Source organism: Vibrio anguillarum, assembly GCF_001989995.2.
GTDB classification, from domain to species: Bacteria; Pseudomonadota; Gammaproteobacteria; order Enterobacterales; family Vibrionaceae; genus Vibrio; species Vibrio anguillarum.
In genome coordinates this window covers 32,628-49,654 of the sequence record NZ_JAHGUP010000038.1, presented here as the reverse complement: position 1 = coordinate 49,654, position 17,027 = coordinate 32,628, and the positions used below count along the sequence as shown (strand labels likewise).

Below are 17,027 nucleotides of genomic sequence, written 5' to 3'. Positions count from 1 at the left end.
TTTGATAGATTCTGTTCACGTCAATCGATGTGGGGGGATGACGTGGCTCGTTGACGACGGTTGGCTTTTCGATCGCTCACTCTTTGTTGCCTGCTTTTCAATGCTTCGTTTGAGCTATCGACCTTTTCCGCCTTCGATAACCAAGCCGCGAGTAAAGCCGGAGAGGGGTAGGCAAAAAGGTCGGTAACCGATAGCGGCATCGCCAGTGAATGTAAGGCGGTGTGTAGTTGAACCAGTTGCAAAGAGTTAGCCCCCGCATCAAAGAAGTTTTCTCTTTCGCTGATCGGTACATTCACAATCTGCTGAAACTGTTCGCGAATGGTTAAAATGGTTACCGGGTCGCCGCCGACTGGGGGCAAGATCGCTTCGTGGTTATCAAGCTTGCTTGGGCTGGGAATCAATCGAGTTACCCCTTGCGGTGCGGGAACCAGCAAGTTTAATGGCTGTGACCAAGACTCTGGTTGAGTCGCCAGCGTTTGCAACAGAGAGAGGTACTGGCTGAACATCTGTTCCAGTAAGGGCTGAGGCAATAATTCCTCGACGGCATCCCAGTTGAGGCAGAGTTGTCCTGAGGACTCATAGACTTGGTGATCCAACCATACCTGAGGGGTTTGTGATAGACCTCCTACCGGTTTAAGCCAACCCGAATCAGAGAGGAAATCGCGCTCAGAAGTGCCCAAGGCGCTGGTAAACACCACCGGCATAGTGGCGCTGGTACGCTGCTGCTGACGAGCCAATTCACGCATCACCCACACCGCAGAAACTTGGCTGTGTTTGAGATCGTTGACTAGCTGGTGTTGTAGACGCTGCAGGCTCGCGAGCCAATGCTGATCAGGCTGCCATGCGAGCAGCAGTAGGGTGGTGAAATCGCCCATGATCTGCCCAATATTTGGATGGACATCAGGTCTATCAAATAAAGTGAGGTTGAGGGTGAGTGCTTGCTGATCGCTCCAAGCGGAGAGGACACTGGCATATGCATTGATCAAGAGAGCCGATGGTGTGACTTGGTGTCTGGCGGCCAGCTTTTTCAAAGCTTGCCACTCTTGTGGAGACAGTGAGCCTGCGGCACGAATAAACTTAGGCTTGTGAATCTGGTTTGGATCACTTTGCAGAGGCAAAGCCGGGGGCGCAGGCAGATCGGCCAAGCGCTGCAGCCAATATTTTTTCGCCGTTGAACGTGTTTGCTCGGTGACCGCTTGTTGCTGCCATTCAACATAATCTCTAAAGGTGATCGCAAGCTCTTCTAAAACAAGATCGGGATTGTGATAGAGCGCTTGCAGCTCAGAAAAGAAGATCTGCATGCTCAAGCCATCGAGCATCATATTATCGAGATTGACAAAAATGCGCGCCTCGCCGTGGGAAGCGCTAACTGCCTCAACCGTAAACAGCGGCCATAGCGCACTATTTTTTACCTGATGGGCTAATGCATCACGCAGGGCATTGGCTTGAAAACCATCAATATCATCCAATAAATGACAAGTCAGCGTAAAAGCAGGAACCTGAATCAAAACCTGCTGTTGATGATCACGCACTACGGCACGGAGCATATCGTGGCGCTGGATTAAGCGATTCATCGCTTGGTTAAAGCGCTCAACATCCAGTTGTTCAGCTCGAAACTCAATAAAGAATTGAGAGCTTATTTCTCCAAGTGCAAACCCAGATTGACGACCAACCCAATAGGCTTGTTGCACTTCCGTCATTGGGAAAGGCAGAAAACGCCGGCTGGGCTGTGCGACTAAAGGAGCAAGCGGGCTTGATTCATCAGCCGTCATTTCAATTAAACTGGCGGCGAATTGTGACAAAGTGGGATGGCTAAACAGAGCGGTTAAATCCGCCTGGTAACCCTGTTTGCGTAATTCCCCCATACAACGCGTTGCCAGTAAACTATCCCCTCCGATCAGGAAGAAATCACTGTCAGCTTGTAAATCTGAGCGATGAAATAACGCCTGCCAGACTTGAGCGACGATTTGCTCTTTGGTGGTCCGTACGGGTTGAGATTGTTCTTGCTGACGGCTGGTATCACGAGTGGATTCCATTAACGCTTTTCTATCGACTTTGCCATTTGTCGTGAGTGGCAGAGATTCAACAAAGGTAAAGCGTTTAGGCACCATATAAGCCGGTAGTAGTGAACTGAGTTTGGCGGATAATTGGCTGCTATCAGGGCTGAGCAAGACACGTTGATTTCTGAGCACATAAAGTCGTTGCTCTGTGGCCAGTGCCTCATGTTGTAAGTACAGTTTGGCGAGCTCAAAGTGGGTTGCGAGCTGCTGGTCCGATAAAAGAGTCGGGGCCTGTTGTAAAACCTGAGCACTGATCAAACTGGCTTCAGGTAAGCTTGCCATCTCATTGACCAACAGCATGGCTTCCGGCTTGAGTAATCGGGTGCTGTGTTGCAAATAGTCAATAGGGTTGGTTTGGCGGTGCAACACATTATTGAGTAGCACTACGTCAGCTTGCCCAACAAGTGTATCCAGATGAGTCAGTGAACCATGTTGGATTGTGACATGGCTAAAACGTTGTAAACGTTGTGCGGCACGTTGGGTGAAGCTTAATGAAGAGTCTAAGGCATAGTAATACACTTTTTCAGGACCGAGCGCAGAGCAGATATGCTGTGCCAACAAGCCACTGCGCGCTTCGGTTTCAATCAAGACTATTGGTCTGCACAGTTGCTCTGCCAAGCTCGATATTGCCTTGATTGTGTGTGACAGCAAGGCCTGAAATGCTGGCGTTTTGAAGAGCATCACCTCAGGCGCAAGTTCTGTCTCCAGTATCACAGAAGGGGCCGCTTGGCCGGTGATGATTTGTTGCAGCAGTGGGCTGACTTGAGAAAAATTTGTGCAAAGTGCGCTGGTCTGTGGTTGTACACTAGATTGAGAAACGAGTTGATAGTAGTGTTCAGCGCCTTGTTGCTCTGTGGTGGCTTGACCTCTAGAACACAGCAGTTGCCACCACTGCTTAAAGAGTTCTAAATAGGGTGCACAGACACCATAAGATTGGGCGAGTTTGGCTAAAGGTTGAGATTGCAGGCTATTAGGCAGCGTCTGAAGTAAATGCCACGATAAGAAATCCGCAACCTGAGATCCGGTGTCCTCAATGTCGGTATTAGGCTGCATTTCGAAAAGTGTTGCATAATCTTGTGGCAGCCGTGGGTCGGATTTTAATTGCGAGCAGAGCGTGGTTCCTTCGAGCACCACCACACATTCCAGTTGTTTATCTCGGCTGCCGGCGAGCTCAGTGGCCAGAGTGACGCCATGACGCACACCTTGAATACGATTCAAGGCTGCATCAATCTCTCCCAACTCAATGCGATGCCCCCCCACTTTGACTTGGTTATCCTTGCGGCCAAGGAACTCAAGAGTGCCGTCAGGCCAATAACAGCCCATATCTCCTGTACGATACCAACGTTGGATTTGATGGCTATCTGGACAAACAGCATGAACAAATTGTGTTGCTGTTCGCGGTTCATCATTCCAGTAACCTTGAGCAACCCCAAGACCCCCAATCCAAAGTTCACCTTGCACCCAATCAGGGCAGTCTCGGCCAGCCTCATCCACCACTCGATAAGCTTGATTGGTCAATGGGTAGCCATAAGGGATGGATCGCCAGTGCGGTTCAACGTGATTAACCAGATATTCGTTTGACCAAATCGCCGCCTCCGTTGCGCCGCCCATGGCACTGAAGGTACCGAGCGGACGGAAAGAGCGGTAGCGGCCGGGTAGCGAGAGATCAATCCAATCACCAGAGAGCATCACTGTTCTCAGTTGTTGCGGTGTGTTGAATTTCATCCCCTCGCAAAAAGTGAGGAACATGTCGAACAGCGCAGGCACACTATTCCAAAGCGTGACACTATGCTGCGTGACCAGTGAATTCCAAGCCATAGGATCACGAGTTTGCTGCTCTTTAGGTAGCACTAAGGCTCCGCCGGCCGATAACACACCGAAAATGTCATAAACCGAGAGGTCAAAATGCAGTGCAGCAACGGCGAATATTCGATCGGTATGGCAAACACGATGACGTTGGTTGATATCAAGACAAGTATTGAGCGCAGATTGGTGGGAGACTACCACCCCTTTCGGTGTCCCGGTTGAGCCGGAAGTGTAGATAATATAAGCCGCTTGCTCGGGTTGACATGAGTATGGCGATGTCTCAAGAGCAATATCGCCATGGGTTTGCCAATCAATGTGAGTGGCTGAGCTCCATGCAAACTTTTGCGCGCAGGTCTCACAGCGCAGCACAATGCGTACATTAGCACTCTCTTCAATCGCTTGACGACGGCTAAGAGGCTGATTAGGGGCAATAGGGACATAAACACCACCGGCGTGCAAAATAGCCAAAACGGCAACGATTTGTCCAACCCCTTTTTCCATACTGATGGCGACATGCTCACCACTTTGCATTCCAGCGTTGAGCAGTGTCTGGGCTAGCCGTTTGGCTTGGCTTACCAGATCGTTATAACTTAGGATTTGTTCCGCAGTGATAAGGGCGGTGTTGCTTGGGTTGGCTTGCGCTTGCTCAAAAATTCGCTGATGCAGTAAACCCTGAGGCGGCTCACTAGAGGTCTGATTACGTTCAGCCCGGATTTGGCGTTGGCTGGTTGGAAGCAAGTCTGGTAAGGGTGACCGCCATGCTGCTTGTCCTTGTAGTGTATGCTCAACCAACTGAATAAAGGCGCTAAACAGCGTATCCAGTAGACCTTGCGCAAACAGTTCATCCACCCCATCCCATTGCAGTGCAATACCATCACCTTGCTTAGATGCAACAAAATCGAGCCACACTTGTGGAGTTTGTGAAATTCCCCAACCGAGTTCACCCAGTGGGCTATGGGTATCATCACCAAATAGTGAATGGTTAAGATTACTAGTGAATACGATAGGGGCTCCGTAAGGATGGCTACCATGGCGTTTTAACTCACGCAACACCTCAACGCCAGACACAAAACGGTGTTCATAAATCTCAGCAAAACGTTGTTGCTGGGTTTGGCAAAGCTCAGCCAGACTGGCTTGGTTAATCTCGGTCGGTAAGAGCAGAATGTTAGTAAAGTCCGCGAGCATCTGCTGGACATGCTGGTTAAATGGGTGACAGTCAAATAAGGTTAGGTTAAGCAACAACTGGCTTTGCCCACTCCAACGTGACAGTACTGCTGCAAACAAAGTGGCAAGAGTCATGGTCGGTGTGACCTGATTGGCGGCGCAGAGCGTTTGCAGTTGTTGCCACTGAGTTGGATTTAACCAATGTTTACGCCGATGGAAAGTCGGTTTTTTAACTAAGGATGGGTCCTGCACTAAGGGTAAGTTGGGCGCAGGGGGCAGCAGGGGGGATTGCGTTTGCCAAAAATCATTAGCCGCCTTCTTTTGCGCCGCAAACTCTTGCTGTTCCTGCTGCAAATAACTGCAAAAATCATAATCGGAAGTATGAGTAGGCAAGGTTTTGTTTTGTAAGAGTAGCGAGAGCTCATTGAAAAACAAGCTAAAGCTGGAAGCATCCATCACCAGCAGATCAATGCTGACATACAGACGCCGCCGCTCATGAGAGAGTAAGGCAATCTGAAAATCGAAGGTTTGCCCATGTTCTACATCCAACACTTGATGACTCAATTGTTCACGAAGCGTCAGCATGGCTTGTTCAGCGTCATCATCGGTTAAATGACGTAAGTCGTGCACCGTAATATGGTATGGGGCGCTAGGCGCTTTCCAGCATTGAGTACCATCATTTTGGAAATGCACACAGAGCATGGGATGGCGTAGACGTAATTGATTCAGTGCCTGTTCAAGCGCGGAGGTTTCAAGACCGACACTATTAAACTCCTGATACAGATGACAACCATTGCCACCTAAGGCTTGCTGCGGATCACGGCCAATATAATAAGCCAGTTGTACCGAGGTCATTGCAAAGGGTGTTCCCTCTCTCATAGTGGGTAACAAGTTGGGTTGGCGTTGTTCACTGACCGCGCCAGCATTACCTGTGAGATTACCCGCGAGCTTGCTTTGAATAAGCTCACCAATTTGTGCCAATGTTGGATTTTGGTATATTTCTTTTAAGGTGAGCTTGCATCCGGCTCTGCGGCATTGATTTACCATACGCATCATCAGCATTGAATCGACCCCCAGCTCAAACAGATTGTCTGTTGCACTGATCGTGTCAATGGAGAGGCCTAATGATTGGCAAATTGCCTCTCGAAAGGTGGATAAAATCAGGTGTTGTTCTGACATAAGACATCATACCCCGGCAAATTTTAGGCAAAACTCTCCCGCCTGATGAACCGTGTCATCATGCAGAAAGTTAATGGAATAGCCCGCGTTATCGCGGGCGAAGTTTAGAAATTAAGCGTGTTCAGAGACATGGTAAATATCCTTATTGCCTAGCCTTAGCTGGTAGGCGTGAAATTGATACAGTGTCAGTAGGGCGCAGAGAGTAACGGAGAATGTCAGCAGGTAATGAACTTGGTAACCAAATTGAGCAATCACCCAGCCACACAGCATCGCCATTAGTATCGCGATCAACATATCCATCGATTGGAAAAGAGAGAAATCAACGCCTGCTTGATTACCATAGGACCATTCCATCATTAGGGTATATAGAGCAACAAATTTGGCGGCAACCAGAACCGTATTGAGTACATACAGCCCCTCTAGGCCATAGGTTAGCGGTATAATGTGTGCTGCATAGAAAGTGAATCCACTATATATCAACGCCTCCAACCCAAGACAAAAGAGAACAATGCTGATGGCGCTCACTTTTTTCATCAACCAACCACTTAGCCCTATCCCGATAAATGCGGTGATAATACCGCCACCAGCAACCAACAGACCAAGTGCTTCCAGTTCAATACCTTGATCGTATAAAAAGGGCATCATCATCGATTGCACCCCCCGAGTGCCTAACTGGCAAAGCGCGACTAATCCTAAACCCAAAGTTACCTTGGGGTTAGTAAGGGCTGCTTTCAGAGATGGATGGTGCTCATGATGAAGGTTTTGCACTGTTTTCAGTTTGCCAAATAAAGAGGTAGTTGGTAGCGACATGAAAAGGAGCAACGCCATCAGCAGTAGAATGGCATTTTGCCAACTGACACTGGCAGTGAGATAAATGAATAAGCCTCCACCAAACACGGCTCCTAGATAAGCACCACCTACTTGCATCACATTGCCGAAACGTCTTTGATCGGCAGGTAACTCATCAACTGCTAAGCCATCCGTGGTGATATCAGCAAAGGTTGAGAGTAAAGCCAATATGAGTACACCAACAAACAACAGCGTTTGGTCACTGATCACGGCGTTAAATGAGAAGGCTCCTAAAACCAGTAGTATACTTGTCTGTGCCAAGCCAATCAGGTAAGCGTGACGAGTCAAAGTGATGCCCTGTTGTCGAATGCTCTCCACATAAGGTGCCCAAAGAAATTTCAGCGCCCACGGCAGCATAGCTAAGTAGAAAAGCCCAATCTGAGAGGTAGAGACGCCTTCTGAACGCAGCACTGCAGGGAGACCCTGCAGTGTGAACATACCAATCAGGCTTTGGGTGGTATAAACCCCCGCTAACAGACTGAGCAAGGAAGCTTTGCTCAGCGTGGAATGTTTGGCTGTTTGAAAACCCATCCTATTACCACTCAAGTTTGATGTTAAGTCCGACTTCACGGCCGACCCCGTAGTTACTCAAGGCTGCGCTGGCGTTTGGCATTGCGAACGAATAGGTTTTGTAATCTTGATCGGTCACATTATTGCTAAACAGGCGCATGGAAAGGTGTGGGTTTGCTTGGTACTGAATGGCTAAGTCGACTAAGGTGTAACCCGCTTGTGACAAGGTGTTTTTTTCATCGAAAAAGACGCTTGAGGTATAGCGAGCATTCGAGGAAAGGGAGACTGCGCCATTAAACCAAGCTTGTGGTAATACATAGTCTATCCCCGCTACCAGTGTGGTTTTAGGTGCGTACGGTAGCGTGTTCCCCTCAATATCTTGATTCCCCGATTTGAAGCTTGATTTACCGAAAGTACCGCCTAGATTCAAGGTTAAATCATCCGTGGGATAGAAAGCGAGCTGCAGCTCTAAGCCTCGGCTTTGCGCTTCCCCTAAATTACGCAGCACTTGGCTACCAGGAGTCCCAGTATAGAGTTGAATATCATCCGTTTCTATCCAATACAGAGCCCCGCTTAGATCAACCATGTTGTCAGCTAAGCGAGTACGCCAGCCCAACTCTCCATTAAGGGATTTCTCAGCGCTGTAGCCATTTTTATCGCCGCTACTGCGTGGCTGTAAACTGAAGCCTCCGGGACGATAGCCACTTGATATGGAAGTAAACACCCGAGAGTCCGGTGTGATTTGCCAACCTAAAGCGGCTTTGGGGGATAGGGTGTTTTCTGATTTATTTTGTGCGTAAGCATCAATCATCCAGGACGGATTACCACTGTAATCCGCACGAGTCGAAAGGTGAGTGGCACGCAGTCCTAAAGTGAGGTCAATCTGTTCATTGAGCGCATAAATGGCTTGGCCAAACAGAGCGTATTGAGTTGCTTCAACCTGATTTGTGACTTGGGAGCCTACGCCAGATTTTGCGTCGAAGTCGCGTTGTTCAAAATAAGCACCAAATAGCGTTGATAAGGCATCGCTGACTTGCGTATTGGCACGTAGCTCTTGGCTAAAAGTATTTTGGTCTTCTTGCCAAGCTCCTCCAATAAACTGGCGATAGATGTTACGGTTTTGATAAGCCGTAACACTGGTCAATTGAGTTTCACCTAAATCGTAACCCATTTGCAGCGCATAGCTGTTAACGATACGTTTGAGCTGAGGGATCGCTTGGCTCGTCATTTTTTGGTCAAATTCAGCTTGGGTGAGATACCACTCTTCATGGCTATCCAGATTGCTATTGGCGACTGATAAGGTCAGAGTGAACGGCGAGTTGTGTGGTAAATAGTGTAAGCGAGCTAACCCACTGAATTGTTGACTATTATTAGCATCTTTCTGCTGACTTGGTAGGTGTTCAATGTTGCCATTGTCTTTGATTACGCGCAGTGCGATATCGGCGGAAAGCGAGTCATTGAGTGAGAGAGCTGCCGAAGCATTGAGTTGCTCATTGAGGTTACTGTAGCTCGCGCTAGCAACGGTTGTGTTCTGTCCAACGGTTTTTTTTGTGATGATATTGATAATACCACCTTGAGCATTACCACCGTACAAAGTGCCTTGCGGGCCTCTTAGCAGTTCGACGCGCTCAACATTAACAAGTGGTTGAGTTAAAAAGGCGCTGTCTTGCAACACACCATCAACATACAAGCTAATAGTGGGGGAATAATAATCCGGTGAACTGATGCCACGAATCGTCGTGTTGGCATAAGTACGATTACCGCGAGTTTGGATCAATAGACCCGGGAACACTTTCTCCAAGTCTTGAACTTGATCGACTCCGGCTTGCTCAAGCTCTTCTCCTGTTTTAATCAAGACCGAACTGTCCATCTGTTCAAGAAGGGTCGACTGCTTGCTCGATTCTACCACCATGACATCATGGCCACTTTCGAGTGCGAAAGCGGTTGAAGTGAACATAGTTAAGGTCATCGCTAAAGTTAATGGTGAAAGTTTAAGGCTGTTCCTATGCATCGAATCTGTTTCCTGTGGTATCCATATTGAACTTATAGTGCCGATTCTGTCTTTTACCTGCTAACTGAATAAGGCATAAAAAGAGCGTGAATCGACGTTTATGATTGTTATTTTAAACAAGCTTGAATAGATCGGGTCGTCTATTTTTGAACTTAATTAAAATTAAGTATTTAATTTTGTTGGTTTTTATTTTTTTTCTGGTTTTGTTTTAGATGAGTTTCAAACAAATAACTGTCAAAGTGATAGCTGGTGGTGTTGGGCCAGAAATAGAGGATCGCGGTATGGCTCATGACGCTTTTGGGACCATCTTTTTAGGCGTGAGAGCACCCTGTTATGCTAGGTATTTGGATGGCGTGCAACCGAATTCTTTTTTAAAAGCGGCGGAAAAATGTCCATGATTGGAGTAACCCACCTCATGAGCAATATGCGAAATAGTGTAGATTTCTGCGCTGAGTAGTTCAGCCGCTTTTGTCATTCTTTGCTGAGTTATGTACTGATGAATGGTGGTATTTAGTTCTTTTCGAAACCCCTGTTTGAGAGAGGTCTCATTGGTTCCAATTCGTCGAGCCAGTTCGGTAATGGTGGGTGGCAAAGTGTACTCACTATCAAGAATCCCCATCGCTTTTTCTAGGAGATTGTGATTATCGCCTTGTTGTTGAGTGCTGTCATCGCAGACTAGATATCGGGCTGCATCACTGATGAATGAGTAGCAAAGCTGGCGTTGAATCGCGCTGTTTTGATTATGGGTCTCTGAAAGTTTCACGGCCATAAATTGCAACGCAGCAGAAGCTGTTCTGATTAGGAAAAACGGCTCTCGACGTCCTAACTTATCTGCTAGTGGCTCACTTATTTGCATGACGTTGATGTACTCAAGCAATAGAAGTCTTGGGACTTGCAGTGCAAATAACTGAGTGATTTGCGGCTGATAGCGACAGAAGCCATGACGTGTATCGGAATAACAAAGAGCAATAGTGTTGGCCGGAAAAATCTTTGCCGTATTTAAGCCATTAATTTGATAGTAAACCGCATTCCCTAAATTCAGCATGATCGTCACACTGTCGTATTCGGTTTTATCGGCTGTATCGAGTTGGGTAGGTGTTTCAAACCTTCCCTTAAATTGGCTCATCACCATGTCATCATTGATCACACAGCAACGTAACGAAAATTCGCAATGTTCATGCTTAAAAACGATATTGCCATTGGTTTGCATGGACTCTTCCAGTAAATCCAAATTAAATGGAACTCGATAGTAAGGCATAGTGAAATCACGTCCGATTGGTTTATGAGAAAAGTTATCATTATCATGATTATCTGTCTAGGGAGTGATTGATGATGGCTATTCAACTGTTCAACAAAAAAGCGTATTCAACAAAATGCGCATAAAAAAGGCACAAGATGACTTCACCAGCATGACTGCTGTTCTGTTAGGAAAGAGAAACCTTGACTGGTTTAAGCTTTATTTATCGATATTTTAGGGACGTTGACGATGTTTCCGATATTGTAGAGGGTTCTGCCCAAAGTGTTGTTTGAATAGTTTGCTAAAGTGAGAAGGGCTGGCATATCCCACTTGATAAGCGATGTCGATAATCGGACGATCGGTCTGCTCTAATGATTCAGCTGCTATTTTCATTCGTGTGTGTTGAAGAAGTTTGGAAAATGTCGTATTAAAAAGCACTTTAAAACCGCGTTTAAAGCTGGTTTCATTCGTGCCTACTTGTCGACAAAGCTCGTTTAAGCTCCAATTTTTTTCTGGTTCTGAAGCAATCATCGAGTGTGCTTTGCGTATCCGATTTAAGGTTCGACTGGAAAGGGAGGAGCACTCACTGTCTTTTTTGTTGCTTTTGATCATCTCAAGTTGGCTGAGTAGTTTGGCCAAACATTGATAAGCCTGTGAGACGGCATACAAGCTACCGGCACCCGTTTGGTTGGTTAAGCCAGTTTGCAACTGGTTAATAAATTGCTGAATTTCAACACTGGTATCAAAGACAAAACGGCGTTTTTCCGTTAAAGGATTAATACCATTGTCACGCAAACTCTCACTCATTTGCTGGTAAATAGTCGCGAGAAGTTGGCAGTCAAAGCGCATATCGGCAATCTCGACGTAACTCTCTGTTTCACTAATGAATACGTCGTTAAAGGTATTAACTGAGAAAATCAGTACACTTTTTCCGTTGTGTAAACTGATGGGCTCATTATCATGACTGTACCAAATGAGCTGCTCGCCTTTAATTACGGTCAGTAAACGTAGGCAGTATCGTTCAGAGTGAGTGGTCGGTTCATACGACGTACAGCCACCATATCCCGATAGCGTATGTATATTGCAGCCAAGGCATCCCCCAAAAGATTGACAGGCAAGCGGTTGTCGCGGAGTCGGCACGCTTGACTGATGGCTTAAGCAACGTTTCGGTAAGCGTATGGATGTGGAGTTTGGTTTTAAATCAACACGATTCATTTTAGATACCATTCAAAAATGCTTGGGTCGGATTTGCCCCTAGTGTTTCGTTTGTGTAATGAAAAGCGTGCCACGCAAAGAAGTCATGAGTTCTATCGAGATCTCTCATCGTTATTATTATTCGTTTTATAAAACTGAAAGTTATTTTGTGGCGTTTTATGATTACCGTCTGCTCAATTTGGAAGTGATTTTTCATGATTAGGAGTCTGAATTGAGTAGTGGACTGACGTGACTATGCTGCAAGAGCGAACAAATTAAGGAACCATGCTCGTCCTCAATCTCTGCCGTCTTCTATACTATGGATAGAAGTGTCATTTTTTAGGGGAAGAAATGCCAAGTAAATTCAATACTCTGATAGGAGTTGTATTGCTTTCTCCTACCTTGACTTTCGCCAAGATCAATATGGCTGAAGTGAATGCCTATGCTTACGAAGGATTGGCGGATATGTGTGCCAATTCGCGCTCTATCTCCAGAGATCAGCAGAAAGAGATGCAGGCTATCTACCTCAAGATCAAAAATCAGCGTAAAAAAAGCTTACCCGCCGATGATGATTTTGCCCATTATGCTGCGAAACAGTTGTGGGACATCCATAGTACCCCCCACTACGAAGAGTGTATTGCGCTGTTAAAAAGAAAATAATTGCCTAGCAAGAAAAAAGCCGCCAAAAAATAGGCGGCTAAAAGTGTGCAAGCAAAGGTGTTGTTCAAGTCGAACCTGTCTTTCGCTACAAACAATAGACTGAAAAGGTGCGGTGCTCAACCCTGTCGTTCATGAAATGAGATTTGCAACAAGGTGCATATGTAATTGTTGCATGTATAACTTGCATGGGTTCATTAGATATTCAGCTAGAACCACTTGGGGTCTCTGAGGTCAAGGCTTGGCGAGTGTAGGTAGTAGACGGTTTATAATAGATTATGCGGTTTTAAAATGTCAGCCAGCACCGAAATGGTTTTGGTACTGGCTGAGTTTTTATCCCAATGCTGATGTCTTCAACCGCGTCAAGTAACCGTTCCACTCTTTGCTGTATGAGCATTGAGTACCACGTCTTTATTTAACCAATGGCTGATTACTTGCTGTAACGCATTTAATGACGTCGGTTTCTCTAAACGACCGTCCATCAGCTTGCTAATCATTTCTAGCTCACGTTCGCCAGATTCACCTGACAGCGCAATGATCGGAACCTGCGGAGAATGCGCCTTAATGATTTGGCTGGCTTCAAAACCATTCATAACTGGCATTTGAATATCCATCAAGATCAAATCGATGGAATTCGCTTTAAAGATTTCTACTGCATTTTCACCGTTGTTTGCCTGCAAGTTGTTAACACCAAGTTGGTTCAGATACATTTGAACTAGTGAGCGTTGTACTTCTTTATCGTCAACGATGAGCACCGTGGGTGCTTTGTTATTGATTAGAAATGGCTTGTCGATTGGTTGTATATCGTCAACGGTTCTTTGCTCTGTATTAGGTTTAGGTTGTTGCCAACTTTTGAAATCAGGAGTACGAAGCGAGTCGGCTTGGGGGGCATTGGGTACCATAGGAAAGTATAAGTGGAATTCCGTAAACTCCCCCAGTTTCGATTTGCATTCAACTCGGCCGCCAAAAGAGCGCATGACACGCTGGCAATAGCCGAGCCCCAGACCGCTGCCTCCGCTTTTTTGATAAGAGAAAAAGTCATCGAAAATCTTATAAGAAATGGCGTCGTCAATCCCCGGGCCTGTATCTCTGAAGATTAAAATATTTTCATAAGTACCGATTTGAGTTGTGATCTCAATTTGGCTATTTGGGTAGGAATCAAAATAATAAATTGCGTTACGAATCAAGTTGAAAATAACAAAGTTGAATAAGGTTTCATTAAGTTTTGCTACGAAGTCATCTTGTTGTGGTAAGTGAATTCGCTCAATTACTTTCTCGTTCTCAAAGCCATATTGACTGACCGCCTGATCAACGGCTTTGTGGATCGACGTCATCGTAATCGGTTCGTGTTCAGGCGAACTATCGCTGACCTCGCGCAAGATAATATCAATCAACTGCCGCCCACGTTGAATAGCCGCTTGGCCGTTCTCAATATCCTGTTTAATTTGTTGTGCGGGCGCTTGACTATCAATATGTTGCTTTAAAATTTCAAAATGTAATTGTACTTGAGCGAGCGGGTTACGCATTTCATGCGCAATTGAATTCGCTAATGCACGACTTTGGCAGACACGTCTATCCGCTTCAATAATACTTTGTATTCGGGTTAGCAAGGTTTGAAGTGCAGCGATTTCTTCATTAGAAAACATCTGATTATTGATTTTGTGTGGCGAGATCAATAAATGTGTGACCAATTTGCTGTGGCCAAACAGTGGCATAACCAACGCAGTATTGTTTGAGTTCATTTTGTCATAAAGGGCTTTGATCGAGTGTTTTGCCGCGGTTTTGTTGTCTAATTTTTCAAACAATTCATCAAACACTAGTGCGGTTTGTTTGGATGAAAGGTAACGTTCGTAGACGGTTTCATTATAGTTACTATTAACGAACTGCAGCTTATCATCGGCGATGTATAATAACTGGCTTAATCGGCGCATCGCATCATCAATTGAACGCTTGAAATCGTCTTCCAAAGCGAGAATTTGCTCTACAGGAGTCTGCTGATTACCGTAAATGAGTAAAGAGGCGTAACGACTCAAGCGTTTGTAGAGTGGATTCCAAGTAATACCAATAAGCGCACAGAGTGGTATTGCAATCAGCCATTGGTTGCTGTCGGTGAGAGGGATGAAGATCGCGCCGAGCGGTATGAATAAAACCCCACATACTAACGCAGTATTGAGACACAGGTAAGCAAGGTATTTCACACTGTAGAAGCGTGAAGTGATAAGAGCATAGCCAACAAACATCATTTCGCTGATGGAGAGTGCCGGAGGCAGCCAAGTGAGTGAAAAGTTTTGAAGGAAAAAAGGCATTGCGACTTGCATTACGAGTGTTGAAAGCATGAATACCAAGATTCCTGCAATCATATAATTGGTTTTAGTCAATATGAGTTTACTGCTGTTGGCTCGTAAGGCGACTATGTTGGCTAAAGTAAGAGCAAGAAAGCTCATTAGTCCAATAAAAAAATACTTTGTATGAGGACCAAATTCGATAACGAACTGACTGGGACCCGTAATCTCGACATGTTTTATGGTCAAATCAGGAAGGAAATTAATATAAAGGGAATAAAACGTCAGGATAATAAAGAATGTTTGTTGCCATAAGCGTACCTTATTTTTGAGCTGATCGGGTAATAGTCGGTAAGAAAAGTAACATGCAAAGGCAAACGCAGAAAAAGAAGCGAGGTTGGCAAGTTTGGCCATAAATACGGCCGATGAAGCTCCAAGAATAGGCAATAAATCAGTATGAAAGTAGGCATTACTGCCGATCCACGCAACGATACATATCGAATATGCTATGTAGGGCAGGTGGTGTGTCCCCCAGATCACTTCATTTTTTTGTTTAAGACGATAGCAATAGTAGGTTAGCCAAACTAGTACCATAGCTACCGCTGTGATAAGTGTTATTGCTTTAGGATAAAGGATGGGCTCTAAGCTGAAATTAAGCATACTCTTCCTTTTTGATTAAATCGTACTTTCTGCTTTGAGAAACCGCATGTTTATAGTCACGAAAATCGGCATTACTGAAGACGCGGTTTATTGATTCGAAATTCCAGAAACCACGATAAGTCTTTACTCCGTCGTTATTCAGATCGCAATATCCACAATGGAAGTACGCTTTCGGGTTAATAGCTTGATAAAAACTGAGCATGAAGGGTTGTTCGATAATGGTGAAACCGATTTTGTATCCTACCTGATGCATTACTTGCATGAATTTTTTTTGAGCAAGGTAGAGAAAATAGAGCTTTTGCTGAGCGTTACCACTGACGGTTAAACGCAGCACTTCACAGACCGCTCGCTTATCAGCCAATTGTAGCTGGAATTGCTGATCGAATTCTGGGAGAGAGTCGCATTTCGACAGTGCTGGTTTGAAAAGCTGTAATTCCATCAAAACATCGTAACTATGATCGGGTAAGCAGAACTGCCACTGCTTATTACTGAACTGTGGCACATAGCTGAGCCAAGTCTGATTTACTGACCAATCTTGTACCAACATTGAAGCGACCAGTGTGGGAGATGCTTCGTTATTAGGATGCTTGAGTAAAACAAAGTGCTTCCCTTTTTGTGATAAGGACAATAAAGGCAGCATCTCGTACCACTTTTCGCCTTTAATAAATAGCTCAAGATTGCTCAAGGTGATCGCATCTTTGATGGGCATTTTTTGCGGGTGACTGGGCGTTGTGACCCAAAGTTCAGAATCCTCTATCTGGTCGATCAAAAAACCACGGTAGGCACAGTCTTTAAGTGGCAGTTCGATACGATGAGGAGCATCCGCTTCGATAGGGAATAGTGTTTTTATAGCCGCAATTTCGCATTCACACCAGAAATCTAGCCAATGCGAATAACACTCGCTGACGGCTTGCTCAAGATGTGCTATCTCTTCACCGAATGTATTCGGATAGCGCCGGATGAGCTCTCGGTAGTCCATCAATTCAAACAGTATTGAGAAGCTTTTATTGTGATGTTCAGGAAATAGGTTGAGTAATTGGTTTTTGCGGTGCTCTGTAAGGGCGCGGAAAAGATCAGCCCGTTGCTGTGGTTGATAAGTATTGATGACGAACTCTACCAGAGCCCGCTGTTTTTTTTCAATAGGCAGACTGCTTGTCAGCCGTGAGCCTAAAGATGATATTATTTTCATAGAGTTAACCTAGCCTAGGTTTATTTAATTATTTTTTATTAGTTTTATTAGTTTTATTAGATAGGCTCCAGTAAATGAGACTTTGATTTAGGAGAGTATTTGGCGTCACGTCAGTTAGTACCAGTAACCGCGATTTTATTTGTACCTAACATCCTAAGTACCAGTTGCATATCCGCAGCAAGTTTACTACTTGCACTTACCCTTCACAACAGAGTTTTATAATAAAAGC

Annotated in this window: 8 protein-coding genes; 1 reads left to right on the top strand and 7 read right to left on the bottom strand. The window is 45.4% G+C overall.

Translation table 11 applies throughout. From position 1 onward, the window contains the following. Nucleotides 1-20: 20 nt before the first annotated feature. The 5 genes from PL85_RS10040 to PL85_RS10020 all read right to left on the bottom strand — a co-directional run bounded on the left by PL85_RS10040 (nt 21) and on the right by PL85_RS10020 (nt 12,031). Nucleotides 21-6,209 carry a non-ribosomal peptide synthetase gene (locus PL85_RS10040; RefSeq protein WP_019281878.1) on the bottom strand — a complete coding sequence of 2,063 codons (6,189 nt, stop codon included), beginning with the start codon at nt 6,207-6,209 and terminating at the stop codon, nt 21-23. A 111-nt stretch (nt 6,210-6,320) separates the two neighbouring features. Beyond that, nucleotides 6,321-7,589: an MFS transporter gene (locus tag PL85_RS10035; protein ID WP_019281877.1), complete on the bottom strand. Its 1,269-nt coding sequence runs from the start codon at nt 7,587-7,589 to the stop codon at nt 6,321-6,323. Between the two features lie 4 nt (nt 7,590-7,593). Beyond that, nucleotides 7,594-9,537, bottom strand: a complete 1,944-nt coding sequence (locus PL85_RS10030) for a TonB-dependent receptor (RefSeq protein ID WP_115340352.1) — start codon at nt 9,535-9,537, stop codon at nt 7,594-7,596. Between the two features lie 373 nt (nt 9,538-9,910). After that, nucleotides 9,911-10,789, bottom strand: a complete 879-nt coding sequence (locus tag PL85_RS10025) for a helix-turn-helix transcriptional regulator (RefSeq protein ID WP_017044472.1) — start codon at nt 10,787-10,789, stop codon at nt 9,911-9,913. A 261-nt stretch (nt 10,790-11,050) separates the two neighbouring features. After that, nucleotides 11,051-12,031 carry a helix-turn-helix transcriptional regulator gene (locus tag PL85_RS10020; protein WP_017044471.1) on the bottom strand — a complete coding sequence of 327 codons (981 nt, stop codon included), beginning with the start codon at nt 12,029-12,031 and terminating at the stop codon, nt 11,051-11,053. Between the two features lie 330 nt (nt 12,032-12,361). On the opposite strand from PL85_RS10020, the gene PL85_RS10015 reads away from it, so the two are divergent. Next, nucleotides 12,362-12,670 (top strand): hypothetical protein, encoded by a 309-nt coding sequence (locus PL85_RS10015; protein WP_017044469.1) that lies wholly within the window; start codon nt 12,362-12,364, stop codon nt 12,668-12,670. A gap of 359 nt (nt 12,671-13,029) precedes the next feature. Here the strand turns inward: PL85_RS10015 and luxN are convergent, their stop codons facing one another. Then, complete coding sequence (gene luxN, locus PL85_RS10010) at nt 13,030-15,609, bottom strand: quorum-sensing autoinducer 1 sensor kinase/phosphatase LuxN (RefSeq protein WP_115340292.1); 2,580 nt, start codon at nt 15,607-15,609, stop codon at nt 13,030-13,032. Beyond that, the gene (locus tag PL85_RS10005; RefSeq protein ID WP_115340291.1) at nt 15,602-16,798 is read right to left on the bottom strand and encodes an acyl-homoserine-lactone synthase; all 1,197 of its coding nucleotides are present in this window, start codon (nt 16,796-16,798) and stop codon (nt 15,602-15,604) included. Before PL85_RS10005 ends, luxN begins: the two co-directional genes overlap by 8 nt. Nucleotides 16,799-17,027 lie beyond the last annotated feature (229 nt).